The organism is Klebsiella sp. CN_Kp106 (assembly GCF_040064575.1).
Taxonomy (GTDB): domain Bacteria; phylum Pseudomonadota; class Gammaproteobacteria; order Enterobacterales; family Enterobacteriaceae; genus Klebsiella; species Klebsiella michiganensis.
In genome coordinates, this window is sequence record NZ_JBEAIG010000001.1 from 1 (window position 1) to 24,741 (window position 24,741).

Consider the following 24,741-nt stretch of genomic DNA (forward strand, 5'->3'; position numbering starts at 1 on the left):
GCTACGGGTCCACCGCCGTCTGCGGGCCGGTAGCCCGGGTCAGGCGTTTACGCCGTCTCCGGGCGCTGAAAGCGGCGCAGCTCGCGTAGCAGCCCCACCAGCACCACGCCCACAATGACCAGCGCCCAGCCGCTGGCGCTCGCCGAAGCGGCCGGCGTCAGAATCGCGCCCAGGCCGCCGAGCAGCGCCGCGCCTATCGCATCGCCGGTCACGTTCTGCGCGGTCCACAGCCCGTTGATACGCCCGAGCATATTTTCCGGGGTTTGCGTCTGAATCAGCGTATATTGCAGCAGCGAGCTTATCGCGCTCAGCCAGCCAAACAGCGCCAGGCACAGGGCGCCCAGCGCCCACACCGGCATCAGGCTGAACAGCGCAATCGCCACAAAGGAGCCAACGGTGGTCGCCAGCATCAGCACGCCGGGCCTCGCCGTCTGCGCCAGCTGTCCGCTGGTCAACGCCCCGAACGCCGCGCCCAGAGGGATCGCGGCGTACAGCAGGCCAATCTGCGACGTCGACATCTGCCAGCTCCCGGCCAGCGCCGGATAGAGCACGCGCACCGCGCTGGCCATGGTCAGCAGGCCGCCAAGCAACGCAATGCCGCCGATAAGCGGGCTGTTAAACAGAAACTTCAGTCCCGCGTACAGCGATTTTAGCGGATGCTCGCGCGGCTGCGGCGGCGGCGCCAGCCGCGGCAAACGCAGCAGCGTCAGCGTCGTAATAAAGGTACCTGCCGCCGCCAGGCCGTAGTTCCAGGCTACGCCGCCGGTTGCCAGCAGCAGGCCGCCGATCATCGGCGAAATCACCGAGCCCAGCCGCACCGTCAGCATGGTGATCGCCCCGGCCTGCATCAGGTTTTCCCGGCCAACCAGCGCCGGAGTCGCCGCCAGCAGCGCGGTCACGCCGATTGAGGCAAACAGGCCGTCCCAGATGCCCAACAGATAGATGGCGATGAGCGACGGCTCCGGCAGCATGGCGTTGAGACACAGGCCGACGAAGCCAATCCCGCAGGTGCCGCGCGCCAGCAGGATCAGACGTTTACGCTCATAGCGGTCGGCAAGCACGCCGCCGATCATCAGACCGACAAACATCGACCCGCCGGTTAAGGTCACCGACAGCCCCACTTGCCAGGTGGAATGGGTCATCAGCTGGATTTGTACCGGGATCGCCACGCCCAGCAGGCCAAGCGACAGGATCGAGATAAAGCGGGCGATAAAGACGGCGCGAAAGGCCGGGTGGGTTTTCAGCAAGCTGAGATTCAGCAGCCAGGATTGTCGGTTCATGACAGCGCCTTGTTATTATTTTCCATACCATTTTTATGGGTGCACATGCTAACATAACCGGATAGAATCGATAACGATAATTACTATCATTATCATGTCAGGGATGTAAGCCATGTCGTCTTCCACGACCGCGGCGCGCGCCTTTGCCGTGCCGGGTCTTTTAATCGTTTTAATCATCGCCGTTGCGCTCAGCCTGCTGGTCGGCGCCAAACCCCTGCCGTTTAGCGTCGTCATTGATGCCTTCACCGGCACCTGCCAGAGCGCCGATTGCACCATCGTCCTTGATGCACGACTGCCGCGAACCCTCGCCGGGCTGCTGGCCGGCGCCGCGCTGGGTCTGGCCGGGGCGCTGATGCAAACGCTGACCCGCAACCCGCTGGCGGACCCGGGGATCCTCGGCGTCAACTCCGGCGCCAGCTTCGCTATCGTGCTGGGCGCGGCGCTGTTTGGTCTCTCCTCGCCGCAGGAGCAGCTGCTGATGGCCTTTTGCGGCGCGTTCGGCGCCTCGCTGCTGGTAGCCTTTACCGGCAGCCAGGGCGGCGGCCAGCTGAGCCCGGTTCGCCTGACCCTCGCGGGGGTCGCCCTGGCGGCGGTGCTGGAAGGGCTTTCCAGCGGTATCGCCCTGCTTAACCCTGACGTCTACGACCAGCTGCGCTTCTGGCAGGCGGGCTCGCTGGATGTGCGCACCCTGCAAACACTGAAAATCGTGCTGATCCCGGTACTCATTGCCGGCCTGGTGACGCTGCTGCTGAGCCGGGCCTTAAACAGCCTGAGCCTCGGCAACGATACGGCCACCGCGCTCGGCAGCCGGGTCGCGCGTACTCAGCTTATTGGTCTGCTGGCGATTACCGTCCTGTGCGGCAGCGCCACGGCGGTGGTCGGGCCCATCGCCTTTATCGGCCTGATGATGCCGCATATGGCCCGCTGGCTGGTGGGCGCGGATCATCGCTGGTCGCTGCCGGTGACCCTGCTGGCTACCCCTGCCCTGCTGCTGTTTGCCGACGTGCTGGGGCGCCTGCTGGTGCCCGGCGAACTGCGGGTTTCGGTGGTCAGCGCCTTTATCGGCGCACCGGTGCTGATCTGGCTGGTACGCCGCCAGCCGCGCGGAGGTGGCATGTGATTGCGCCTTCTCGTCGCCTGATTTTTAGCTGCCTGCTGCTGCTGGTCGCCAGCGCGCTGGTCTCCCTGTGGGGGCTGGGCACCGGCCTGGTGCCATTGAGCGTTGAGCAGGTTATCTCGGCGCTGCTCGGCGATGCGCCGCGCAACGTCGCCATGGTGGTGACCGAGTGGCGCCTGCCCCGCGTGCTGATGGCGCTGCTGATTGGCGCCGCCCTCGGCGTCAGCGGCGCGATTTTCCAGTCGCTGACCCGCAACCCGCTGGGGAGCCCGGACGTGATGGGGTTTAACACCGGGGCCTGGAGCGGCGTGCTGGTAGCGATGGTGATGTTTGGCCAGAACCTGGCGGCCATCGCCATGGCGGCCATGGCTGGCGGGATCCTTACCGCGCTGGCGGTCTGGCTGCTGGCGTGGCGCAACGGGATTGAAACCTTTCGCCTGATTATTATCGGCATCGGCGTGCGCGCTATGCTGGTGGCATTCAATACCTGGCTGCTGCTGCGCGCTTCGCTGGAAACCGCCCTCTCCGCCGGGCTGTGGTATGCCGGTTCGCTTAACGGTTTGACCTGGGGAAAAACCTGGCCCTCGGCGCCGCTGATTCTGCTGATGCTGGTCTGCGGGGCGCTGCTGGCGCGGCGCATGCGGCTGCTGGAGATGGGTGACGATACCGCCTGCGCCCTGGGCGTGCGGGTTGAGCGCTCGCGGCTGCTGCTGATGCTGGTCGGGGTGGTGCTGACCGCCGCCGCTACCGCGCTCGCCGGGCCGATTTCGTTTATCGCCCTGGTGGCGCCGCATATCGCGCGCCGCCTCAGCGGCACCGCGCGCTGGGGGCTGGCCCAGGCGGCGCTGTGCGGCGCCCTGCTGCTGGCGCTGTCTGATTACTGCGCGCAGCGTCTGTTTATGCCCTATCAGCTACCGGTGGGCGTGGTGACCGTCAGCCTTGGCGGCATCTACCTTATCGGGTTGTTAATTCAGGAGTCCCGCAAAAAATGACCGCAGTAACCTCCCGTTTGCGCGGCGACCAGCTGACCCTGGCGTACGGAAAAAAAACCATCGCCGAATCGCTGAGCGTCACCATTCCCGACGGCCACTTCACCGCCATTATTGGCCCTAACGGCTGCGGTAAATCGACGCTGCTGCGCACCCTGAGCCGCCTGATGACCCCGACATCCGGTCATGTGTATCTCGACGGCGAGCAGATCCAGCGTTACGCCAGTAAAGAGGTGGCGAAGCGGGTCGGCCTGCTGGCGCAGAACGCCACTACGCCGGGAGATATTACGGTTCAGGAGCTGGTGGCCCGCGGGCGCTATCCGCACCAGCCGCTGTTTACCCGCTGGCGCAAAGAGGATGAAGAGGCGGTCAGCAGGGCGATGAAGGCCACCGGCATTACCGACCTGGCGCTGCAAAGCGTCGATACGCTCTCCGGCGGCCAGCGCCAGCGGGCGTGGATCGCCATGGTGCTGGCCCAGGAGACGGCGATTATGCTGCTCGATGAGCCCACCACCTGGCTGGATATCAGCCATCAGATCGACCTGCTTGAGCTGCTAAGCGAGCTGAATCAGGAGAAGGGCTATACCCTGGCGGCGGTGCTGCACGATCTGAACCAGGCCTGCCGCTACGCGACCCACTTGATCGCCCTGCGCGACGGCAAAATCGTCGCCGAGGGCGCGCCGAAGGAGATTGTCAATGCGGCGCTGATCGAGGAAATTTACGGCCTGCGCTGTACGATCATTGACGATCCGGTGGCGCATACGCCGCTGGTGGTGCCGCTGGGCCGCAAGTAGAGATTCCCGGCTCGCGCTGCGCTTAGCCGGGCTACAGGTTCACCGCCATCTGCGGTCCGGTAGCCCGGACAGCCGTGTCAGGTGCCGCCTCCGGTAAATGAGCCGGGCTGATACATTGGCGCTAATGCTTCCCGGCTCGCGCTGCGCTTAGCCGGGCTACCCAATCTGGCACAAACGGTAGCCCGGGTAAGGCGTTAGCCGCAACCCGGGAGTTCATCTGCCCCTAATCCAATATCTCCCTGAGCACCGGGCCGATCGCTTCAAAGGCCTGCGGAGAGATAATATCCACGTGGGCGCAATCCTGGCTGAACACCTCCAGCTCGCCAACCCACGGCCCCCACACCACCTGCGGGTCCATCCCTGGCTGACGGGTTTTCTCCGCCACGAACAGCGTCGCCTTACCGTCAAACTTCGCGCTGTGCGCGGTGGTCAGCAGGCGCACCGCATCGGCATAGTTGCCTTCGATAACGCTGAACAGCTCGCCGGAAGCCTGCCCCTGCTGGGCGGCCAGAAACGCCTCGCGTTCACGGGCAATCTCCGCCAGCACCTCAGGATCCAGACCGTTCGCCTCTTTCTCCGCCCAGTTCTGCGTCTCCGGCGGCCAGGTATCGAGCAGCCCGAGGAAGGCCACCGCTTCGCCGCGCTGGCGTAACCGGGCGGCAATCCCCTGCGCCAGGGTACCGCCGAGCGAATAGCCCAGCAGATAATAGGGGCCGTGGGGCTGCTGCGTCAGCAGGGTGTGGAGATGATGTTCACACACCGCATCCAGATCCGCCGCCGTGGCCATCGGTCCCTGCGGTCGCGGCGACTGAATGCCGACGATCGACCAGCGCGGGCTTAAATAACGCGCCAGCACGCTGAACTGCCAGGCAAAACCGGAAGCAGGATGGAAGCAAAATAGCGTCGGGCCGTCGCTCTCGCGCAGCGGCAGGAGAGCGTCGAAGCCCAGCCGTTGCGCCTGCTCATCGCTGAGGTCCGATGCCAGCAGCGCGCTCAGCTTGCCGACGGTAGACGCGACCATCACCTGCCCCGGCGTCACCTGCCGCTCCAGCTCGCGGCCGAGCGTCGCCGCCAGGCGCATCGCCAGCAGCGAATGGCCGCCGAGGGCGAAGAAATCGGCGTCGATATCGTTCACCTCGCAGCCGAGCAGCTGGCTAAAGGCCGTGGCGACGGTGGTTTCCACGCCAGGCTCCGGCGGACGGCCACTGCGCTCACCGCTCAACGTGGGTAACGGCAGCGCTTTACGATCCAGCTTGCCGTTAGCGCTCAGCGGCAGCGCCGGCAGCTGTATCAGCACCACCGGCACCATATGCGGCGGCAGCTGTTCGCCAAGCCGCGCTTTGAGCGCGACGGCGTCCAGCGGCAGGCCGGAGTCAGAAACCAGGTAGCCCACCAGCTGACGGGCATCGCCGCCGGTTGCCGCCGCCTGATTGAAGACGCAGGCGTGAGCCACCGCCTGCGCAACGTCCGGCAGCGCGGACATCGCGCGGTCAATCTCGCCCAGCTCAATCCGCTGGCCGCGAATTTTTAGCTGGTCGTCGCTGCGCCCGAGATACTCGACGGCGCCGTTATCCAGCCAGCGGGCAACGTCCCCGGTGCGGTACATGCGCTCGCCCGGCGCGTAAGGGTCGGCAATAAAGCGGCTGGCGGTTAAATCGGGGCGCCCCAGATAGCCCTGCGCCAGCTGAATGCCGGTCAGGTAGAGATCCCCCGCCACGCCCGGCGGCACCGGGCACATGGCGGCATCAAGAATGCGTAGCCCGGTATTCCACACCGGCCAGCCAATCGGCACGCTGGTGCCGCTTACCGCCGCCAGTTCGGGCCCATAGGCCGGATACCAGCTAACGTCCACCGCCGCTTCCGTCGGGCCATACAGGTTATGCAGCGGCGCGCCGGTCAGCTGCTCCCATTCCCGACACAGCGCCGTCGGCAGCGCTTCGCCGCTGCAAAATACCCGGCGCAGGGTTTGGCAGGCGCCGACGTTCTCCGCCTCCAGCGAGGCGACGAACGCCGCCAGCATCGACGGCACAAAGTGGGTGGTGGTGACGCCATAGCGGGCAAAGAACCGCTGCATCGCCAGCGGATCGCGATGGGCTTCCGGCTCGGCCATCACCAGCTGCGCGCCGGCGATAAATGGCCACCAGAACTCCCAGACCGACACATCAAAGCTGCACGGCGTTTTCTGCGCCACGACGTCGTCAGCGCAGAGCGGATAGTGGTCCTGCATCCACAGCAGGCGGTTGACGATGGCGGTTTGCCCGACCATCACCCCTTTCGGTCGCCCGGTAGAGCCGGAGGTAAAGATGATATAGGCAGTATGCTCCGGCCGTGAGAGCGCCAGCGGTGCGGACTCGCCCGCCGCCAGCGGCTGCTGGTAGCACAGGCTTTCCAGGCCGGGAATATCGCTAAAGCGCGCCCGCTGATCTTCAGAGGTAATCAGCAGCGACGGCCGGGCGTCTTCCAGCATCATCCGCAGACGATCGTCGGGATAGCCGGTATCCAGCGGCAGCCACGCGGCGCCGGCCTCAACAATACCGTGCAGCGCCAGCGTCAGGAATACCGAACGCGGCAGCGCGACCGCGACGCTATCGCCCGGCTTGACGCCCCGCGCGCGAAGCTGTTCAGCCAGCGCCACCACCTGCTGGCGCATCTCGCGGTAGCTAAACTGCCAGCGGCCGTCCGCCAGCGCCGGGGCATTCGGGGTTTTCGCCGCCTGCTCCGCTACCAGCGCGCTCAGGGTGGTGAGCGGCAGGTCGACGGCGGTCGCGTTGACCTGCCGCAGCTGTTCCGTTTCCGCCGCCGACAGCATATTCGCCTCGCCGCAGCGCAGGGTCGGATTATCGGCAAACTGGGCCAGCAGCGCGGAGAGTCGGGAGATATGGTTACGCAGCGTCCGTTCCTCGTATCGCTGCTTATTCGCCAGCACCTCCAGCGACAGCCCCCCGGCTTCATCCGGGAAGAGCGCCAGCTCCAGGTCATTGACCGGGCCGGTGGCCAGGGTGTGGGTAATGGCCTCCACGCCGTCGATATCCAGCTGATAGTCGAAGACTTTAATATTGAGCACCGGGCCAAACAGCGGTTCATCGCCCGCCGCTCTGCCGCTGTCGCGCACAATCTGTTCGGCGTCATAGCGCTGATGGCGGCGCATTTTCTTCAGCTGCCCGGCAAGACGCGTGGCCAGCTCCGGCAGCGTTTCCCCGGCGTCAATAGTGACCGCCAGCGGCAGAACGTTGAGCACCGGGCCGGTAGCGGTGAGCGCCGCAGAGCCCATGCGGCGCATAAAAATAAAGCCCGCGGCGTAGTCCGTTCGGCTGCACAGCCGTCCCAGCCACAGGGCGGTCAGCGCCAGCGCCAGATCGGCGCGCTGGCACTGCGGCGCGCCTGCCGCCAGCCGGCTAAAGACCCTGGCATCCACCTCCAGCTTCATGCGCCAGATATCGCTGCTGGTCGCCCTTCCCGCCAGCGGCGCGTCCGACAGCGAGGCCGGTGCCGGCAGCGCCTGACGCTGCGCCTGCCAGAACTGTTTGTCGCGCTGCCAGGCGTCGCTGCCGTAGTAGCGCTGATACTCTTCCACCACCTCGGCAAACGGCGTAAACGGGGAATCAGGCGTCGCTTCGCCGCGCTGCCAGGCGCGGTAGATCGCGGCGATCTGGCGGGTAATCGCCGGGAAGCTGAAGCCATCGACCAGCAAATGGTGGTAACGCTGATACCAATACCAGCGGTTATCGCCCACCCGCAGCAGCTGATGGCAGACCAGCGGATTGCCGCCGTCCACCCGCAGGTTTTGCCCGAGGTCGGCCTGCATCAGCGCCAGCGCGGCCGCGTGCGGGTCGCTCGCGGCACGCAGATCCCGGTAATCCGGTTCGGCAAACGCGCGATGTTCATCGACCCACTGCCAGGCTTCGCCGTTATCTTCGCAAAAACGCATGCTGAGGGTGTCGGCCTGCGACAGCCCGGTGACAATGGCCCGGCCGAGCAGTATCGGGTCGATATCACCGCGCAGCTCAACGTAGTGGGCGACGCTCCAGGCGCCGGGCAGCGTCGAGAGGCGCTCCGCCATCCAGATCCCCGGCTGCGCCGCAACCAGCGGTAAACGTGTGGTCATCGTGGGCTCCTCAGGATGCATGGTGGGCGGGGGTCAGCGTTGACCAGTTTGCCGCCAGCCAGGCATTGCACGCCGCTAACGACTGCGGCGGGCACTCCACCGACCAGCCTTCCGGCAGCGCGCAGGAGTGTGGCCACAGGCTGAACTGCTGCTGGCCATTGCGCAGGATGTAAAACTGCCCTTGCGGATTGTCGAAGGGGTTACTGAATTGCATGTCTAATTCCTCGTAAAGCGCGCGTTGTTACTCATCACGGCATAAAGGCTGCCACAGCTGGATAAGCCCGGCGGTCAGCCCGCCGCGCCAGCACAGCGCATCATGCCCGCCGTCAACCTGACGCCAGAAAATCGTCTGCTGTTCCAGATGCGCCAGTAGCGCCTGGTTGGCGCGAAAAATGATCGGCTCGCGAATACCGGCTTCCAGCCAGATACGTAGCCCTTGCGGATGTAATTCGCCGCGGCTCAGGCGGTCAATCAGCAGACCCGTCTGCGCGCCGCCGCGATGCGGCCACCAGTAAGAGCCGGACTGGCTGAGCACGCAGCCAAAGCGCTGGGGCCAGTAGAGCGCGGCGAACATCGAGGCCAGGCCGCCAAAGCTCTGACCCGCCACCACCGTGCGGTCGGCGCGATCGCTGAAAGGCGCCAGCCGGTGAACCATTGGCAGCAGTTCTTCCTGAACCGCCAGCCAGAACGCCTCATTGCAGGGAAGCTCCGCGGCCCGGTGCGGATTATCAATCGCGTCAATCAGCAGATAAATTGCCGGCGGCAGCCGTTTTTCGCGGGTTAAGCCCGCCAGCGGCGCCCATACCGGCATGCTTTCGGCCCAGAACTGGCCATCCAGCAGGATCGCCAGCGGGCGCGCCTGCGGCTGCGCGTCGCCGGTGGCGTAAACCCATATCCGTCGGCGGTTGCCGAGGCGCTGGCTCTGCCATTCGATGCAGAGCGGTGGTGGATAAGGTTCATCACGCAGGGCCCAGCCGGGCTGTTCGGGGGCGTCCGGCAGCTCCAGCGCGGAGACCGCGTGGCCGCGCCCGCCCTTCCAGCTTTGCGGATTGAGCGGGTCGGCAATCGCCTGCGGCAGCAGCCTGCGCCAGCCTTCGCGCAGCAGCGCGCGGTCCGGGCCGTCACCGTTAAAAAGCTGGGGGGAAAAGTCGTCGTCGCGGGCGGAAGGGATAAAGCAATAGCTGCCGCGCCAGGTCGGAGAAAGCGTGGTTTGCCAGCACCAGGCATCGGTACCGGGAATGCGCCGCAGGGTTTGCGGTACGGCATTTTTATGATGGTCAGTCACGCCGGTGATATAAATCCATACCCGCTGGATGGCCGAAGACGTTTCGTTGCCCGCCGGATCGCGCCACCAGAAGGTTACCCGATACGCGCCGTCAACGGCTTCGATTTGCGGGCCGGAGATATGCTGCCACCAGTCGTCACTTCCTGTCTTATGCATTCCTTTTCAACCCTATGTTTATCGTGACATTTATCAACAAACGCATTAATAAACGCAATATTTATTGATAATATTATTGATAACTATTTTCATTTGCAATAGCGTATTAGCGCGCTGTGGGAAGCGCGTCTTTCAAAATTAAACATGTCTGAGAGGGCTCATTTAGTCCGCGACGGAGCGCCCTTTGCCCTCGACTGGCAACATTGATACCGCCTCTCCTCCCGCTGGGAAGGGTCTTTTGGAGAAGGTGGCGACAAAAAGCAGGAATTACAATGAATAACAGGATCAAATCCCTGGCCTTGCTGGTCAATCTGGGAATCTACGGGGCTGCGTTTCCGCTGAGCGCGGCGGAAACCGCCTCCGATAGCAAAACCGCAACCGCTGATGAAACCATGGTCGTCACCGCCGCCGAGCAGAACCTGCAGGCGCCCGGCGTTTCAACCATTACCGCAGATGAAATTCGTAAACGCCCGCCTGCGCGCGACGTGTCGGAAATTATCCGTACCATGCCCGGCGTTAACCTGACCGGCAACTCCACCAGCGGCCAGCGCGGCAACAATCGCCAGATTGATATTCGCGGCATGGGCCCGGAAAACACCCTGATCCTGATTGACGGCAAGCCCGTGACCAGCCGCAACTCCGTGCGTCTGGGCTGGCGCGGCGAGCGCGATACCCGCGGCGATACTTCATGGGTACCGCCGGAGCTGATCGAACGTATTGAAGTCATTCGCGGCCCGGCGGCCGCGCGCTACGGCAACGGCGCGGCGGGCGGCGTGGTCAATATCATCACCAAGAAAAGCGACGGCGAATGGCACGGTTCATGGAACACCTACATGAACGCCCCGGAGCATAAAGAAGAAGGCTCGACCAAACGCACCAACTTTAGCCTCAGCGGCCCGCTGGGCGGCGATTTCAGCTTCCGCCTGCTGGGCAACCTCGATAAAACGCAGGCCGATGCCTGGGATATCAACGACGGGCATCAGTCAGAGCGTACCGGCGCGTACGCTAATACCATGCCTGCCGGGCGTGAAGGGGTTAAAAATAAGAACATTAACGGCGTCGTGCGCTGGGATTTCGCCCCGATGCAGTCGCTGGAGTTTGAATCCGGCTACAGCCGTCAGGGCAACCTCTACGCGGGCGATACGCAGAACACCAATACCAACGATCTGGTAAAAGAGAACTACGGAAAAGAGACGAACCGCCTCTATCGCCAGACTTACTCCGTCACCTGGAACGGCGGCTGGGATAACGGCGTGACCACCAGCAACTGGGCCCAGTACGAACGTACCCGCAACTCGCGTAAAGGCGAAGGTCTGGCGGGCGGTACGGAAGGTATCTTCAACAGCAACCAGTTCAGCGATATCGACCTCGCCGACGTGATGCTGCACAGCGAAGTTAACATCCCGCTGGATCTGGTGTTTAACCAGAACCTGACGCTGGGCTCCGAGTGGAATCAGCAGCGGATGAAGGATTTGGCGTCAAATACCCAGACCTTTATGGGCGGCGATATCGACGGCTATGACAGCACCGGCCGTAGCCCATACTCAAAGGCCGAGATCTTCTCCCTGTTTGCCGAAGACAACGTGGAGCTGACCGACACCACCATGCTGACGCCGGCGCTGCGTTTCGATCATCACACGATCGTCGGCAACAACTGGAGCCCGTCGCTCAACCTGTCTCAGGGGCTGGGGGATGACTTCACGTTGAAAATGGGCATCGCCCGCGCCTATAAAGCGCCGAGCCTGTACCAAACCAACCCGAACTATATTCTCTATAGCAAAGGCCAGGGCTGCTACGCCAGCGGCACCGGTACCGGTTGCTACATGATGGGTAACGATGACCTGAAAGCCGAAACCAGCATCAACAAAGAGATTGGCCTTGAGTTTAAACGCGACGGCTGGCTGGCAGGGGTGACCTGGTTCCGCAACGACTACCGCGATAAAATCGAAGCCGGCTACGCGCCGATTGCACACACTTCGAAAGGTAACGTCAATACCGATATCTATCAGTGGGAAAACGTGCCTAAAGCGGTGGTTGAAGGTCTGGAAGGCACCCTGAACGTGCCGGTCAGCGAAACGGTGAACTGGACCAATAACATCACTTATATGCTGCAAAGTAAAAACAAAGAAACCGGCGATCGTCTGTCGATTATTCCGGAATATACCCTGAACTCCACCCTGAGCTGGCAGATTCAGCAGGATATTTCCGTACAGTCGACCTTCACCTGGTACGGCAAGCAGCAGCCGAAGAAATATAACTACAAAGGTGAGCCAGCGGTGGGTTCTGAAACGGATGAAGTCAGCCCATACAGCATCGTTGGCCTGAGCGCCACCTGGGATGTGACCAAAAACGTCAGCCTGACCGGCGGCGTGGATAACGTCTTCGACAAGCGCCACTGGCGCGCGGGGAATGCGCAAACCACCGGTAGCCTGACCGATGTTTCTTATATGGCTGGCGCGGGCGCCAATACCTATAACGAATCAGGCCGCACCTGGTATCTGGGCGTCAATACCCACTTCTGATTGTTTACCGTTCCCCCCGCCCTCTTGCCATAGAGGGCGGCGGGGAGAATCTGTTAACATCCCCCCTATGCAAACCCAACGTTCTATCATTCAGCTTGCCGATCGCTCGCTGCAGCGTGTCGATTTCGACCCATTGACCTTTCGGCCTGAAGATCTCCTCTGGCTGCCTCATCATGCCCGGCTAAGCGGCTGCGCCCGCAAGCGGCAGAGCGAACATCTTGCCGGGCGTATCGCCGCGGTTTATGCGCTGCGGGAGGTCGGTGAGACAGAGATCCCTGCCATTGGCGACCAACGCCAGCCCCTGTGGCCTGCGCCGTGGTACGGCAGCATCAGCCACTGCGAACGCAGCGCGCTGGCGGTTGTCTCCGCCGGGCCGGTCGGCGTTGATATTGAGCGCATCCTGTCTCCCGCCCTCGCGGCCGAGCTGGAAAGCAGCATCGTCAATAGCGCGGAAAAAAGCCTGCTGGACGCCAGCGGCCTGCCGTCGGCGCTGGCGCTGACGCTGGCGTTTTCGGCAAAAGAGAGCGCATTTAAGGCCAGCCCGCCCGAAATACAGAACGGCGTGGGTTTCAGCGATTTTGAGGTGACGTATATAAAGGAAGGAAATCTGCTTCTTCGGATCTCCGCCGGGGAGTATCGGCTGCAATGGATTAAGGCCGGTGACTACGTCATCACGCTCTGCGCGACGTAAAAACAAAACCCGCGCGGCAGACCGCGCGGGTTATCGGTTTAAGCCGGCGTAAAGTCAGCGCATTTTCTGCGCCAGCCCGGCGACGGAAGCGGCATCGAAACCGTGGTGTTTGCGCAGCCAGCCGCGGTCCGCCGCCGCCGCATACTCGCCATCCGGGATCCCCAGACGTTTGAGCGGGATTCCCGCGCCAGCTTCGGCCAGCACTTCCGCCACCAGGCTCCCCAATCCGCCGTTGACGTTATGCTCCTCCACCGTTATCACCGCCTTGCACGGTTTCAGCGCCGCCAGCAGCGCGGCGGTATCGCAAGGGCGAATGGACGGCACGCTCACCACTTTGGCCTGAATCCCCGCATCGGCCAGCCTCTGCGCGGCATCGACGATTTCATGCACCGTCGAGCCGGTGGCCACCAGCGCGATATCCTCGCCTTCCCGCAGGGTGATGACCGCCCCCGGCACAAAGCGATAGCTTTCATCGTGCAGCTCCGGCAGCGCCTTGCCGTCGAGGCGAATATAGACCGGCCCCTGATAGCCGATGGCGTAATCGATAATCTGCCGACATTCGCGCGGCGAAGACGGAGCGAAAATCTGGATATTACCGAAACCGCGCATCACCGCCAGATCGTCAATCGCGTGATGGGTGCTGGCCAGCGGGCCGTAGCTGGCGCCGGCGTTAAGGCCAAATAGCTTAACGTTGGTGTTGTTATAGCAAACGTCGACTTTAATCTGCTCATTGGCGCGGGAAATCAGGAACGGCGCGGCGTTACAGGTGACCGCCACTTTGCCCCCCAGCGCCAGACCCGCCGCCGTCCCAACCATGCTCTGCTCGGCGATGCCCACGTTCACCAGACGCCCGGGGAACTGTTTAATAAACGGCGCGATTTTGGCCGTTGACGTGGAGTCAGCCACCACCGGCACCAGATCGACGCCGCGGTCGACCGCATCAATAAAGGCCTGAACCATCACGCTCGCCAGGTGTTCTGCATTACTCATCTTTCAGTTCCTCCAGTGCCAGTGCAATTTCTTCGCCTTTCGGTACCCGGTGGTGCCACTCCGGGCGCCCCTGGATAAAGGAAATACCGGCACCTTTCGTGGTGTTGGCGATAACGACGTTCGGTTTACCTTCCTGCTTCAGCCCTTCCAGGGTCGCCACTACCGACGCCATGTCGTTGCCCTGGCATTCGGTGACCGTCATCCCGAAGGCCTTCCATTTATCAGCCAGCGGATCGGTATTCATGATTTCGCGCGTCGGACCCGCCAGCTGGAGATTGTTCTTGTCATTAATAATGATGAGATTATCAAGGCCGTAGTGCGCAGCGGCCAGCGCCGCTTCCCAGTTGCTGCCTTCCGCCAGCTCGCCATCGCCGGTAATTAAAAAAATGCGGCGGGAGCTGTTGCTTTTTTTCGCAGCCAGCGCCAGCCCCACCGCAACAGGCAAACCGTGGCCCAGCGCGCCGGTGTTGAGCTCAATCCCCGGCGTTTTCTGGCGCACCGGGTGACCCGGAAGATGGGAGTTCGCATGCTGATAGGTTTCCAGCCACTCAACCGGAAAGAAGCCCGCCTCGGCCAGCACGCAGTAGTAGCAGCCCACCGCATGGCCTTTCGACTGGATGTAGATATCGCGCTGGTCGTCAGCCAGACGCTCCGGCGCGACGTTCAGAATGCGGAAATAGAGCGCGGTGAGCAGTTCAACCTGCGACAGGTCGGCGCCGGTGTGCCCGCCCGCAGGGCTGTTGGCGTTCAATCTGACGATATGGCGACGTACGGCACGGGCTTTACGCTCAAGGGCCTGGACATCATAGCTATAGGGATTCATTTAATACCTCTGAATTTATTTTCAACTTGGAATATTTATTCCGTCAGGGACTAAAAAAACCAGACATCCCCAGGCAACGCATCGTAAGGCTTACGCCGCTGCATCATACTCAGGAACATTCTGCCTCCTTACCACCGGGCGTGACGTCACCCGGGCACTTTTCAGTTGACCTGAAATCGCTATGAATATATATTCACTAACGACTCTTTATTCAATTATGCGGCTACTGTTCTGTTTTTGTCCATAGCTGATTTTGAGGATTGGCGAAAGTTAGATATCCATCACACTTAACTGTCTTTTCTTTTCGCGTATGATAATGAGCTCTAACATAATGGCTGCACGTAAATGATTTTCGGGGAAATATATGGCTAAGCAGGATGAACAACGGCTATTAGTTAAGATTGCCACGCTCTACTATCTTGAAGGACGAAAGCAGTCCGATATCGCTCAACTTCTCTCGCTTTCTCAGTCATTTATCTCCCGAGCGATCGCCCGCTGCCAAAAAGAAGGCGTGGTCAAAATCAGCGTTGTTCAGCCATCGAATATTTTCCTCAATCTTGAAAAAGGCCTCGAGGATCGCTACGGAATTAAACAGGCCATCGTCGTGGATACCGAAGAGGACGCCAGCGATCACACCATCAAGCGCGCCATTGGATCCGCCGCGGCCCACTATCTGGAAACGCGATTGCGGCCGAAAGATCTGATTGGCGTCTCGTCGTGGAGTTCGACTATCCGCGCAATGGTTGATGAGGTTCACGCGCAAAACCTGAAGGCCAACGGCGTGATTCAACTGCTCGGCGGCGTGGGTCCTAACGGTAACGTGCAGGCGACCATCCTGACCCAGACCCTGGCGCAGCGTCTGAACTGTGAAGCCTGGCTGCTCCCTTCCCAGAGCATCGAAGGTTCTACGGAGGAGAAAAATCGCCTCGTGGCCAGCAAAGATGTCGCCGATGTGATTGCGCGCTTCGACGAAGTCGATATCGCCATCGTCGGGATTGGCATCCTTGAACCTTCGCAGCTGCTCAAAACGTCCGGTAACTACTATCACGAAGATATGCTGCAGGTGCTGGCGGAACGCGGCGCCGTGGGTGACATTTGCCTGCACTACTACGATAAAAACGGCAAGGCGGTGTTACGCGATGATGAAGATCCTGTGATCGGCATGGCGCTGGAGAAAGTGAAGAAGTGCCCTAACGTGGTGGCCCTTGCCGGCGGCAGCGAGAAGGTAGCGGCTATCAAAGGCGCGCTTTCAGGCGGTTATATCGATGTTCTGATCACCGATTATCCAACGGCCAGGCTGCTTATCGCCGGGTAATTTCCTCACTCAAACACTTTCCCACAGCCTTTACGCTTTCCTTCAGGCGTAAAGGCTTCGCCAATAAATTTTTATATTTCAATCGTATATAACCAGCCAACCGCGCTCTTTTCCCCCGACACCCGGAAGCTTCACCAAACGGATAAGTGTGATTGCCAGCACAATTGATAACTTTTCCTGTAGCCCGACGGGAAGTTTCTGGCTAAGGTAACAAATAAATAATCACTATCGAATATATATTCAGTGATTAAAAAAGTGAAAACGAATTGTCACATCATGGCCTGCTAAGAAGCAATGCGATAAAGAGGAATGCCGACTTCCCCCTCCGCGCCAGGACGAAGTGTGACTCAGGAGACTACCTAATGCAGGCAACACGTAAAGAGTTCATCATTGCGCTGGACGAAGGTACCACCAATGCCAAAGCCGTCGTACTCGATAGCCGCGGCCAGGTCGTGGTGAAATTCTCTCAGCCGCTGGCAATCCAGACGCCGCGTGAAGGCTGGGTCGAGCAGTCGGGAGAAGTCCTGGTTGACGCTTCGCTGGCGGTTATCGCGCAAGCGGTAGCGCACGTTGGCGCAGAAAACGTCGCGGCATTAGCCATCAGTAACCAGCGCGAGACCGCGATCGGCTGGTATCGCCAGAGCGGTAAGCCAATCAACGCCGCGATCACCTGGCAGTGCAGCCGCAGCGCCGCGTTTTGCGATGAACTGCGCCACAGCGATAAAGAGCAGCAAATCAAGGCCGTGACCGGCCTGCCGATTGCGCCTCTGTTTTCGGCCTCGAAAATGCGCTGGCTGCTGGAATCCCTTCCTGAGGGGCGCGCGCTGGCTGAGCGCGGAGAAATCTGCCTCGGCACTATCGACAGCTGGCTGCTGTGGAACTTAACCCAGGGCGATGCGTTCTGCTGCGATTACTCCAATGCCGCGCGTACCCAGCTGCTGAACCTGCAAACCGGGCAGTGGGATGACAACATGCTGGCGCTGTTCCAGATCCCGCGCGCCGCGCTGCCGGAGATCAAGCCCTCCAGCGGATTGTTTGGCTATACCCGGGGGTTGAACGCTATCCCTGACGGTATTCCCGTGATGGCGATGGTCGGGGATTCCCACGCCGCGCTGTTTGGCCACGCGCTGGGTGAACTCGGCTGCGTAAAAGCCACCTACGGTACGGGGTCATCGGTGATGGCGCCGGTAAAATCCGCACAGTGCGATATCGACGCGCTGGCCACCACCATCGCCTGGCACGACGGCGACAGCATCACCTACGGACTCGAAGGTAATATTCCGCATACCGGCGATGCCGTGGCGTGGATGGCGGACAGCACCGGTCTGAGCGAACTTTCCGATGCCGAACTGGCGCATGAACTCAACACCCTGCCCGCCTCCGTGGACTCCACGCTGGGCGTCTATTTTGTGCCGGCGTTAACCGGCCTGGGCGCCCCGTGGTGGGATGACAGCGCCCGCGGCGTGATTTGTGGCCTGAGCCGCGGCGTCAAGCGCGCCCATCTGATTCGCGCCGCGCTGGAATCCATTACCTATCAAATCGCCGATGTCGTGGTAGCGATGCGCCAGCAGGACGACTTCCACTTAACGGCGCTGATGGTCGACGGCGGCCCAACCAGGAACGACTGGCTAATGCAGTATCAGGCTGACCTGCTCGGCTGTCCGGTGATGCGCAGCGACGTTGCCGAGCTGTCGGCGATTGGCGCGGCCCTGCTCGCGCGCAAAGCCCTGAATCCCGGATCGGTAACCGACCTGAACGCGTTTTTAACCGAACACAGCGAATTTATCCCCGATATGGCCCGCCACCAGCGCCTGCAGAAAAGATGGCAGGAGTGGCGCCATGCGGTGAACAGAACATTATGGAAACCGGCAACGTCCGCCTGACGCCCACCAGGGAATCGAACGCGTGACGCACCTTAGAGCCTATCCCAGTAGGCGTTATTGGCGCAGGCAGTTTGAACACGGACAGCGCGGAAGAACCGGAGCGTACACGTAGTACGTGAGGGTTTTGAGCACTGCCCTGGTTCAAAATGGCCAGTAAAATAGCCCTAATGGATAGGCTCTTAATCATCAACAAAAGGAGAACCCCGGCCCATAAACTCGATTTACAGGCCTTACGTTGTTTCACCGTACCCGACAATAACAACCAAGAGAGAAAATTGTCATGAAATTACGTTTAACGCTTTTAACCGCTGCTACCCTGACCGCCTTTTCTTTCGCTGCCCAGGCGGCAGAAAAAGGCACCATCATGATCATGGTTAACTCGCTGGATAACCCCTATTACGCCTCTGAAGCCAAGGGCGCTAGCGAGAAAGCCAAAGAGCTGGGCTACCAGACCACCATTTTGTCGCATGGCGAAGATGTCAAAAAACAGAATGAGCTGATCGATACCGCCATCGGTAAAAAAGTTCAGGGCATTATTCTGGATAACGCCGACTCCACCGCCAGCGTCGCCGCCATTGAAAAAGCGAAGAAAGCGGGTATTCCGGTGGTTTTAATTAACCGCGAAATTCCTGTCGATGATATCGCGCTGGAGCAAATTACCCATAATAACTTCCAGGCCGGTTCTGAAGTCGCCAACGTATTTGTCGAGAAAATGGCGGAGAAAGGCAAATATGCCGAATTGACCTGTAACCTTGCGGATAATAACTGCGTGACCCGCTCTAAATCTTTCCACCAGGTGATTGACCAGTACCCGGATATGGTCAGCGTCGCTAAGCAGGACGCGAAAGGCACCTTAATCGACGGCAAGCGCATTATGGACAGTATTCTGCAGGCGCACCCTGACGTGAAAGGCGTGATTTGCGGCAACGGCCCTGTGGCCCTCGGCGCCATTGCCGCGCTGAAAGCCGCGAATCGTAACGATGTGGTGGTGGTCGGTATCGATGGCAGCAACGATGAGCGCGACGCGGTAAAAGCCGGCACCCTGCAGGCCACCGTGATGCTTCAGGCGCAGGCCATCGCCGCTCAGGGGGTGACCGACCTCGATAACTACCTGCAAAAAGGTGAAAAACCGGCCAAGCAGCGCGTGATGTTCCGCGGCATTCTGATTACTCAGGACAATGCAGACAAAGTGCAGGACTTCAATATCAAATCCTGATTTCGGGTTGTTGCGCCCCGTCCGGGGCGCACAGGAGCGTATTATGTATAAAAAAATCTCGCTGACGCTGGTCATTCTTGCGCTCGGAGGCTGTCGTATCGTCTCTCAGCAGGAGCTGGCCGATCTTAAATCTCCGCCCAACCCGCATATGGCGGATATCGATCGGACATGGCAAGACCAGCTGGTTCCCCAGGTTGTGGCTAAAGCCCGTCCCGTTGCCGAGCTGATGACCGCCCTGCGCGCGGCGAAAGATATCGATAGCGCCTGCAAAACCTTAGGCTATCGCGCTCAGGACGAAAACCCCTGCGTGTTTTACGTCAAAGTCGAAGGCAATATCAGCAAAATTGATTCCGCTTCGCGCAGCGGAAAAATGACGATTGAGGATATCAGTGGCGGCAACGTGGTGGTGCAAATTGGCCCAACGCTGCGCGGCACATTATTACGCGACGGCTATCAGGGCGCCAGCTATCAGGACTTTAACGATCAGGTGCTGTTTGGCGAATATAGCCGGGCGATTAACGAACATGCGGTCAAGATGATCCAGACGGCGCAGGTGAAAACCGGCGAAGCGGTACAGGTGTACGGCGTGTTCTCGGCCTGGGATATTCCGCAGACCATGCCTGATATTACGCCAGCCAAAATTGTTCGTTTGGGAGGGCAATAACATGCAGCGGCAAGAACTCGTCAATTCCCAACCAGTCGACTCTGAAGTTATTATCGAAACTCGCGAATTATCTCGCGTTTATCCGGGCGTTGTCGCCTTAGATAGCGTGAATTACCGGGTCTATCGAAATAAAGTAAACGTTCTGATCGGTGAAAATGGTGCGGGTAAATCCACCATGATGAAAATGCTTGCTGGCGTTGAAACACCCTCTTCCGGTCAAATTATTCTTGATGGCGCCCCGGTGACCCTTAGCTCGACGCATCAGGCTGAAAAGCAGGGAATCAGCATCATTTTTCAGGAATTAAATTTATTCCCGAATATGAACGTCATGGATAATATTTTTATGGCTAACGAATTCTTTCAAAAAGGGAAGATTAACGAAAAATATCAATATGAGTTAGCCAAATCATTACTGGAAAGACTGGAGCTGAATGTCGATCCCTACACCCAGCTTGGCGAATTAGGCATTGGCCATCAGCAGCTGGTGGAAATTGCGCGCGCGCTTTCTAAGGACACCCGGGTATTAATTATGGATGAACCCACTTCCGCGCTCAGCCAGTCGGAAGTCAAAATCCTGTTTAACGTGATCGAACAGCTTAAACGCCGCGGCGTCACCATTATCTATATTTCCCACCGTCTGGAAGAGCTGATGGAAATTGGCGACCACATCACTATTTTCCGCGACGGGCGCTTTATCAGCGAGCGCGAGGTCAGCGACGCCAGTATTCCGTGGATTATCGAACAGATGGTCGGCGATAAGAAAAAACATTTCGACTACCGGCCGGCGCCGAAAGGCGAAGCGGTCCTTGCCGTTGAAGGTCTGACGGCGCTGCACCCCAGCGGCGGCTATAAGCTCAACGATGTGACCTTTACCTTAAGTAAGGGAGAAGTGATCGGCATCTACGGCCTGCTCGGCGCCGGACGCACGGAGCTGTTTAAAGGCCTGGTCGGCCTGATGCCCTGCCAGAGCGGTAACGTCCATCTCAACGGCGAAAATATCGAAAAGGCCCCGTTCCAGGCGCGGCTGAAAAAAGGGCTGGCTCTGGTGCCTGAAGACCGTCAGGGCGAAGGCGTGGTGCAGATGATGTCGATTCAATCAAATATGACCTTATCCGATTTCAGCCTGCAGGGATTTCGCCGGGCGTGGAAATGGCTGAATCCGCAGAAAGAAATCGCCTGCGTCAAAGAGATGATTCGCGAACTGGCAATCAAGGTGAGCGACCCCGATCTGCCTGTCACCTCGCTCAGCGGCGGCAACCAACAAAAGGTGGTGCTCGGCAAGGCGTTGATGACGAAGCCGGAGGTGGTGTTTCTCGATGAGCCCACTCGCGGTATCGACGTCGGCGCGAAAACCGACGTTTATCATCTGATCGGCAAAATGGCCCAGCAGGGTCTGGCAGTGATGTTCTCTTCATCGGAGCTGGATGAAGTGATGGCGCTGGCGGATCGCATCCTGGTCATGGCCGACGGTCGGATTACCGCCGATTTACCGCGTCATGCGGTGACCCGCGAAAAATTAATCGCGGCTTCAACACCTCAAGATTAATCAGGCTGGAACCCATCATGAACCAGAAATATATGATTTATATGTACCTGCTGAAGGCCAGAACGTTCATCGCTCTGCTGCTGGTTATCGCGTTCTTCAGCGTGATGGTACCGAATTTCCTGACCACATCTAACCTGCTGATTATGACCCAGCACGTGGCCATCACCGGCCTGCTGGCCATCGGCATGACGCTGGTTATCCTGACGGGCGGTATCGACCTCTCCGTCGGCGCCGTGGCTGGCATCTGCGGCATGGTGGCCGGGGCGCTGTTAACCAACGGCCTGCCCTTATGGAACGGCAGCGTTATCTTCTTCAACGTACCGGAAGTGATCCTCTGCGTGGCGCTCTTCGGCGTGCTGGTTGGCTTCGTTAACGGCGCGGTCATCACCCGCTTCGGCGTCGCACCCTTTATCTGCACCCTGGGCATGATGTATGTCGCCAGAGGCTCGGCGCTGCTGTTCAACGACGGCAGCACCTACCCCAACCTCAACGGCATGGAAGCGCTGGGCAACACCGGTTTCTCCACGCTGGGATCCGGGACGCTGTTGGGCATCTATCTGCCAATCTGGCTGATGATCGGCTTCCTGCTGCTGGGCTACTGGCTGACCACCAAAACCCCGCTGGGCCGCTATATCTACGCTATCGGCGGTAACGAATCCGCCGCACGCCTGGCCGGCGTGCCTATCGTCAAGGCAAAAATCTTCGTTTACGCCTTCTCCGGCCTGTGCTCAGCGTTCGTCGGCCTTATCGTCGCCTCGCAGCTGCAAACCGCGCACCCGATGACCGGCAATATGTTCGAAATGGACGCCATTGGTGCCACCGTGCTCGGCGGAACCGCGCTGGCGGGCGGTCGCGGCCGGGTAACCGGATCAATCATTGGCGCGTTCGTCATCGTCTTCCTCGCCGACGGCATGGTGATGATGGGGGTCAGCGATTTCTGGCAGATGGTCATTAAGGGGGTGGTTATCGTCACCGCCGTCGTCGTCGACCAGTTCCAGCAGAAACTGCAGAACAAAGTCATCCTGATGCGCCGCCATGAGGAGAAGCTGGCGGCGGCAGGCGCCACCAGTTAATCACCTATTTATTACCCCGCCGGACGCACTGCCGTCCGGCTTCAATAAGGGATGAAAAACATGCAAAGAAATTTCCACAACAAAACGGTTGTTATCACCGGCGCCTGCCGCGGAATTGGTGCCGGTATTGCCGAGCGCTTTGCGCGCGACGGCGCGAATCTGGTGATGGTCTCTAACGCCGAGCGCGTCCACGAAACGGCGGAAACCCTCCGCCAGCGCTACCAGGCCGACATCCTGTCGTTACAGGTTGATGTGACCGACGAAGCGCAGGTGCAGTCGCTGTACGAGCAGGCGGCAGCGCGTTTCGGCACCATCGACGTCTCTATCCAGAACGCAGGCGTGATCACCATCGACTATTACGATCGCATGCCGAAAGCCGACTTTGAAAAAGTGCTCGCCGTTAACACCACCGGCGTCTGGCTGTGCTGCCGCGAAGCCGCCAAATATATGGTCAAGCAGAACCACGGTAGCCTGATCAACACCTCTTCCGGCCAGGGTCGTCAGGGCTTTATCTACACCCCGCACTATGCCGCCAGCAAAATGGGCGTGATCGGCATCACCCAAAGCCTGGCGCACGAGCTGGCGCCGTGGAATATCACCGTTAACGCCTTCTGTCCGGGCATTATCGAAAGCGAGATGTGGGATTACAACGACCGCGTCTGGGGCGAAATCCTCAGCACCGAGCAGAAGCGCTACGGTAAAGGCGAGCTGATGGCGGAGTGGGTCGAAGGCATTCCGATGAAGCGCGCCGGCAAACCGGAAGACGTTGCCGGGCTGGTGGCATTTCTCGCCTCCGACGACGCGCGCTACCTCACCGGGCAGACCATCAATATCGATGGCGGCTTGATTATGTCGTAATGCCGCCAGCCTGGCATTTTTCAGGTCAGGCTACACAAATCATGTCCCGGAGGCGGTGCTGCGCACCTGTCCGGGCTACCCGACGGCACAAGCCCCGTAGCCCGGACAGGCGCAACGCGCCGCCTCCGGGAACGCCAACACCGGGCATGCTAAAGAATATTTTTTAGAGAGAAATGACTATGATCGCAAAAGATTTTGCCCAACAGCTGTTTAACCTGCAGGACCGCGTGGCCTTTGTCACCGGCGCGGGCAGCGGCATCGGCCAGATGATTGCTTACGGGCTCGCCAGCGCGGGAGCTCGGGTCGTCTGCTTCGATCTCCGCGAAGACGGCGGCCTCGCCGAAACCGTCAAAAATATTGAAGCCATCGGCGGAGAGGCCGGCTTCTACACCGGCGATGTGCGCCAGCTTAGCGACCTACGCGCCGGCGTGGCATTAGCGAAAAGCCGCTTTGGCCGCCTCGATATAGCCGTCAACGCCGCCGGGATTGCCAACGCCAATCCGGCGCTGGAGATGGAAACCGAGCAGTGGCAGCGGGTTATCGATATTAACCTGACCGGCGTGTGGAACTCCTGCAAAGCGGAAGCCGAACTGATGCAGGAAACGGGCGGCGGTTCGATTATTAATATCGCCTCGATGTCCGGCATTATCGTTAACCGCGGTCTCGATCAGGCGCACTATAACTGCTCTAAAGCGGGCGTTATCCACCTGTCAAAAAGCCTGGCGATGGAGTGGATCGGCAAAGGGATTCGGGTCAACTCCATCAGCCCCGGCTATACCGCCACGCCGATGAACACCCGCCCTGAGATGGTTCATCAGACCCGCGAATTCGAAAGCCAGACGCCGATCCAGCGCATGGCGAAGGTTGAGGAGATGGCCGGCCCGGCGCTGTTCCTCTCCAGCGATGCCGCCTCGTTCTGCACCGGCGTTGACCTGGTGGTTGATGGTGGTTTTGTCTGCTGGTAGAACGGATTTAGCTTAGAAAAATGCCGGTAAGGGTGAGGTTAACGTCAGCGAAGCAGTATGCAGGGTGGCGGCGCGATTGTTTTAACCGGTCGATGTTCTCTCGCCGTCCATCCTGCCCCCATAAGCAGAAAAAAGGTGCCTTAAGGTTCCTTACCCAGCCTGCGGATAAGCGGGGATAGCTCCCCGCATACCGGCTACTTCTTCGTTTCGTAAGCGAGAACGGCCTTGAACTCCATACTACGTTCTTTGATGCTCAGCTCGCACAGCGAATCGCGCACCATTAACGTCAATCCCAGCGCTGTCAGACACAGCACGATGATTGCCACCAGGGCGTATTTTGTCAGCATCTCGTTGCCTCCATGCGAAGAAGAGGCTACTATCCAACGTGCTAGGGTTGGATCGTGAGCCTCAGGTTGATGGGAACATCTCCTGGGGCTTCGTCTTTCTGAATCCTCACCTAAGCCTGAAC

At 60.0% G+C, this 24,741-nt stretch carries 20 protein-coding genes; 13 read left to right on the top strand and 7 right to left on the bottom strand.

All coding sequences use genetic code 11. The features are described 5' to 3' along the window. Positions 1 to 47 precede the first annotated feature (47 nt). Positions 48 to 1,280, bottom strand: coding sequence for an enterobactin transporter EntS (entS, locus tag ABLU96_RS00005; protein ID WP_064406583.1), 1,233 nt, complete (start codon positions 1,278 to 1,280; stop codon positions 48 to 50). Positions 1,281 to 1,392: 112 nt separating this feature from the next. Between entS and fepD the strand changes: the two genes are divergently transcribed. The 3 genes from fepD to fepC are packed head-to-tail and all read left to right on the top strand — an operon-like array spanning position 1,393 to position 4,180. Beyond that, the gene (gene fepD, locus ABLU96_RS00010; RefSeq protein WP_014228353.1) at positions 1,393 to 2,400 is read left to right on the top strand and encodes a Fe(3+)-siderophore ABC transporter permease; all 1,008 of its coding nucleotides are present in this window, start codon (positions 1,393 to 1,395) and stop codon (positions 2,398 to 2,400) included. Next, complete coding sequence (gene fepG, locus ABLU96_RS00015; RefSeq protein WP_009653197.1) at positions 2,397 to 3,389, top strand: iron-enterobactin ABC transporter permease; 993 nt, start codon at positions 2,397 to 2,399, stop codon at positions 3,387 to 3,389. The genes fepD and fepG overlap by 4 nt, the downstream gene beginning before the upstream one ends. Further along, a complete protein-coding gene (fepC, locus tag ABLU96_RS00020) occupies positions 3,386 to 4,180 on the top strand; it encodes an iron-enterobactin ABC transporter ATP-binding protein (RefSeq protein WP_025107037.1) in 795 nt (264 codons plus the stop codon). Before fepG ends, fepC begins: the two co-directional genes overlap by 4 nt. Positions 4,181 to 4,403: 223 nt before the next feature. On the opposite strand, the gene entF is transcribed toward fepC, so the two are convergent. The 3 genes from entF to fes are packed head-to-tail and all read right to left on the bottom strand — an operon-like array spanning position 4,404 to position 9,726. Continuing rightward, a complete protein-coding gene (gene entF / locus ABLU96_RS00025) occupies positions 4,404 to 8,285 on the bottom strand; it encodes an enterobactin non-ribosomal peptide synthetase EntF (protein ID WP_064406582.1) in 3,882 nt (1,293 codons plus the stop codon). Between the two features lie 10 nt (positions 8,286 to 8,295). After that, complete coding sequence (locus ABLU96_RS00030) at positions 8,296 to 8,499, bottom strand: MbtH family NRPS accessory protein (RefSeq protein ID WP_004848660.1); 204 nt, start codon at positions 8,497 to 8,499, stop codon at positions 8,296 to 8,298. Positions 8,500 to 8,526: 27 nt separating this feature from the next. Next, positions 8,527 to 9,726: an enterochelin esterase gene (gene fes, locus ABLU96_RS00035; protein WP_032748633.1), complete on the bottom strand. Its 1,200-nt coding sequence runs from the start codon at positions 9,724 to 9,726 to the stop codon at positions 8,527 to 8,529. Positions 9,727 to 9,998: 272 nt separating this feature from the next. Here fes and ABLU96_RS00040 point away from each other — a divergent pair, with 272 nt between their 5' ends. Together ABLU96_RS00040 and entD are read left to right on the top strand one after the other, a co-directional pair. Then, positions 9,999 to 12,248: a TonB-dependent siderophore receptor gene (locus ABLU96_RS00040; RefSeq protein WP_049079990.1), complete on the top strand. Its 2,250-nt coding sequence runs from the start codon at positions 9,999 to 10,001 to the stop codon at positions 12,246 to 12,248. Positions 12,249 to 12,315: 67 nt separating this feature from the next. Beyond that, positions 12,316 to 12,939, top strand: a complete 624-nt coding sequence (gene entD, locus ABLU96_RS00045; protein WP_048263526.1) for an enterobactin synthase subunit EntD — start codon at positions 12,316 to 12,318, stop codon at positions 12,937 to 12,939. A 54-nt stretch (positions 12,940 to 12,993) separates the two neighbouring features. Here entD and ABLU96_RS00050 read toward each other — a convergent pair whose 3' ends face one another. Both ABLU96_RS00050 and ABLU96_RS00055 read right to left on the bottom strand, forming a co-directional pair. Further along, positions 12,994 to 13,929: a transketolase C-terminal domain-containing protein gene (locus tag ABLU96_RS00050; protein ID WP_004848653.1), complete on the bottom strand. Its 936-nt coding sequence runs from the start codon at positions 13,927 to 13,929 to the stop codon at positions 12,994 to 12,996. After that, on the bottom strand, positions 13,922 to 14,752 hold the full coding sequence (locus ABLU96_RS00055; protein WP_004848651.1) for a transketolase: 831 nt from the start codon (positions 14,750 to 14,752) through the stop codon (positions 13,922 to 13,924). The genes ABLU96_RS00050 and ABLU96_RS00055 overlap by 8 nt, the downstream gene beginning before the upstream one ends. A gap of 364 nt (positions 14,753 to 15,116) precedes the next feature. On the opposite strand from ABLU96_RS00055, the gene ABLU96_RS00060 reads away from it, so the two are divergent. The 8 genes from ABLU96_RS00060 to ABLU96_RS00095 all read left to right on the top strand — a co-directional run bounded on the left by ABLU96_RS00060 (position 15,117) and on the right by ABLU96_RS00095 (position 24,272). Further along, the gene (locus ABLU96_RS00060; RefSeq protein ID WP_004848649.1) at positions 15,117 to 16,067 is read left to right on the top strand and encodes a sugar-binding transcriptional regulator; all 951 of its coding nucleotides are present in this window, start codon (positions 15,117 to 15,119) and stop codon (positions 16,065 to 16,067) included. Between the two features lie 362 nt (positions 16,068 to 16,429). Next, complete coding sequence (locus ABLU96_RS00065) at positions 16,430 to 17,950, top strand: FGGY-family carbohydrate kinase (RefSeq protein WP_047724265.1); 1,521 nt, start codon at positions 16,430 to 16,432, stop codon at positions 17,948 to 17,950. Between the two features lie 280 nt (positions 17,951 to 18,230). Then, the gene (locus tag ABLU96_RS00070) at positions 18,231 to 19,166 is read left to right on the top strand and encodes a D-ribose ABC transporter substrate-binding protein (RefSeq protein ID WP_004130307.1); all 936 of its coding nucleotides are present in this window, start codon (positions 18,231 to 18,233) and stop codon (positions 19,164 to 19,166) included. A gap of 43 nt (positions 19,167 to 19,209) precedes the next feature. Beyond that, positions 19,210 to 19,830, top strand: coding sequence for a DUF2291 domain-containing protein (locus tag ABLU96_RS00075; RefSeq protein ID WP_025107046.1), 621 nt, complete (start codon positions 19,210 to 19,212; stop codon positions 19,828 to 19,830). A 1-nt stretch (position 19,831) separates the two neighbouring features. Then, a complete protein-coding gene (locus tag ABLU96_RS00080) occupies positions 19,832 to 21,376 on the top strand; it encodes a sugar ABC transporter ATP-binding protein (RefSeq protein ID WP_014228343.1) in 1,545 nt (514 codons plus the stop codon). A 17-nt stretch (positions 21,377 to 21,393) separates the two neighbouring features. Continuing rightward, on the top strand, positions 21,394 to 22,449 hold the full coding sequence (locus tag ABLU96_RS00085) for an ABC transporter permease (RefSeq protein ID WP_004848640.1): 1,056 nt from the start codon (positions 21,394 to 21,396) through the stop codon (positions 22,447 to 22,449). 60 nt (positions 22,450 to 22,509) lie between these two features. Further along, the gene (locus tag ABLU96_RS00090; protein ID WP_014228342.1) at positions 22,510 to 23,307 is read left to right on the top strand and encodes an SDR family oxidoreductase; all 798 of its coding nucleotides are present in this window, start codon (positions 22,510 to 22,512) and stop codon (positions 23,305 to 23,307) included. A gap of 179 nt (positions 23,308 to 23,486) precedes the next feature. Continuing rightward, positions 23,487 to 24,272, top strand: coding sequence for an SDR family oxidoreductase (locus tag ABLU96_RS00095; protein ID WP_064358087.1), 786 nt, complete (start codon positions 23,487 to 23,489; stop codon positions 24,270 to 24,272). 194 nt (positions 24,273 to 24,466) lie between these two features. Here the strand turns inward: ABLU96_RS00095 and ABLU96_RS00100 are convergent, their stop codons facing one another. Beyond that, positions 24,467 to 24,619 (bottom strand): Hok/Gef family protein, encoded by a 153-nt coding sequence (locus ABLU96_RS00100; RefSeq protein WP_004130292.1) that lies wholly within the window; start codon positions 24,617 to 24,619, stop codon positions 24,467 to 24,469. Positions 24,620 to 24,741 lie beyond the last annotated feature (122 nt).

Excerpts from the sequence above, each read along its gene's own strand:
- ABLU96_RS00090 (WP_014228342.1), top strand. The coding sequence starts at position 22,510 with ATGCAAAGAAATTTCCACAACAAAACGGTTGTTATCACCGGCGCCTGC.
- ABLU96_RS00050 (WP_004848653.1), bottom strand. The coding sequence starts at position 13,929 with ATGAGTAATGCAGAACACCTGGCGAGCGTGATGGTTCAGGCCTTTATT.
- fepC (WP_025107037.1), top strand. The coding sequence starts at position 3,386 with ATGACCGCAGTAACCTCCCGTTTGCGCGGCGACCAGCTGACCCTGGCG.
- ABLU96_RS00100 (WP_004130292.1), bottom strand. The coding sequence starts at position 24,619 with ATGCTGACAAAATACGCCCTGGTGGCAATCATCGTGCTGTGTCTGACA.
- fepD (WP_014228353.1), top strand. The coding sequence starts at position 1,393 with ATGTCGTCTTCCACGACCGCGGCGCGCGCCTTTGCCGTGCCGGGTCTT.
- ABLU96_RS00055 (WP_004848651.1), bottom strand. The coding sequence starts at position 14,752 with ATGAATCCCTATAGCTATGATGTCCAGGCCCTTGAGCGTAAAGCCCGT.
- ABLU96_RS00095 (WP_064358087.1), top strand. The coding sequence starts at position 23,487 with ATGATCGCAAAAGATTTTGCCCAACAGCTGTTTAACCTGCAGGACCGC.
- ABLU96_RS00040 (WP_049079990.1), top strand. The coding sequence starts at position 9,999 with ATGAATAACAGGATCAAATCCCTGGCCTTGCTGGTCAATCTGGGAATC.
- ABLU96_RS00030 (WP_004848660.1), bottom strand. The coding sequence starts at position 8,499 with ATGCAATTCAGTAACCCCTTCGACAATCCGCAAGGGCAGTTTTACATC.
- ABLU96_RS00075 (WP_025107046.1), top strand. The coding sequence starts at position 19,210 with ATGTATAAAAAAATCTCGCTGACGCTGGTCATTCTTGCGCTCGGAGGC.
- fes (WP_032748633.1), bottom strand. The coding sequence starts at position 9,726 with ATGCATAAGACAGGAAGTGACGACTGGTGGCAGCATATCTCCGGCCCG.
- ABLU96_RS00080 (WP_014228343.1), top strand. The coding sequence starts at position 19,832 with ATGCAGCGGCAAGAACTCGTCAATTCCCAACCAGTCGACTCTGAAGTT.
- entF (WP_064406582.1), bottom strand. The coding sequence starts at position 8,285 with ATGACCACACGTTTACCGCTGGTTGCGGCGCAGCCGGGGATCTGGATG.
- ABLU96_RS00065 (WP_047724265.1), top strand. The coding sequence starts at position 16,430 with ATGCAGGCAACACGTAAAGAGTTCATCATTGCGCTGGACGAAGGTACC.
- entS (WP_064406583.1), bottom strand. The coding sequence starts at position 1,280 with ATGAACCGACAATCCTGGCTGCTGAATCTCAGCTTGCTGAAAACCCAC.
- ABLU96_RS00070 (WP_004130307.1), top strand. The coding sequence starts at position 18,231 with ATGAAATTACGTTTAACGCTTTTAACCGCTGCTACCCTGACCGCCTTT.
- ABLU96_RS00060 (WP_004848649.1), top strand. The coding sequence starts at position 15,117 with ATGGCTAAGCAGGATGAACAACGGCTATTAGTTAAGATTGCCACGCTC.
- entD (WP_048263526.1), top strand. The coding sequence starts at position 12,316 with ATGCAAACCCAACGTTCTATCATTCAGCTTGCCGATCGCTCGCTGCAG.
- ABLU96_RS00085 (WP_004848640.1), top strand. The coding sequence starts at position 21,394 with ATGAACCAGAAATATATGATTTATATGTACCTGCTGAAGGCCAGAACG.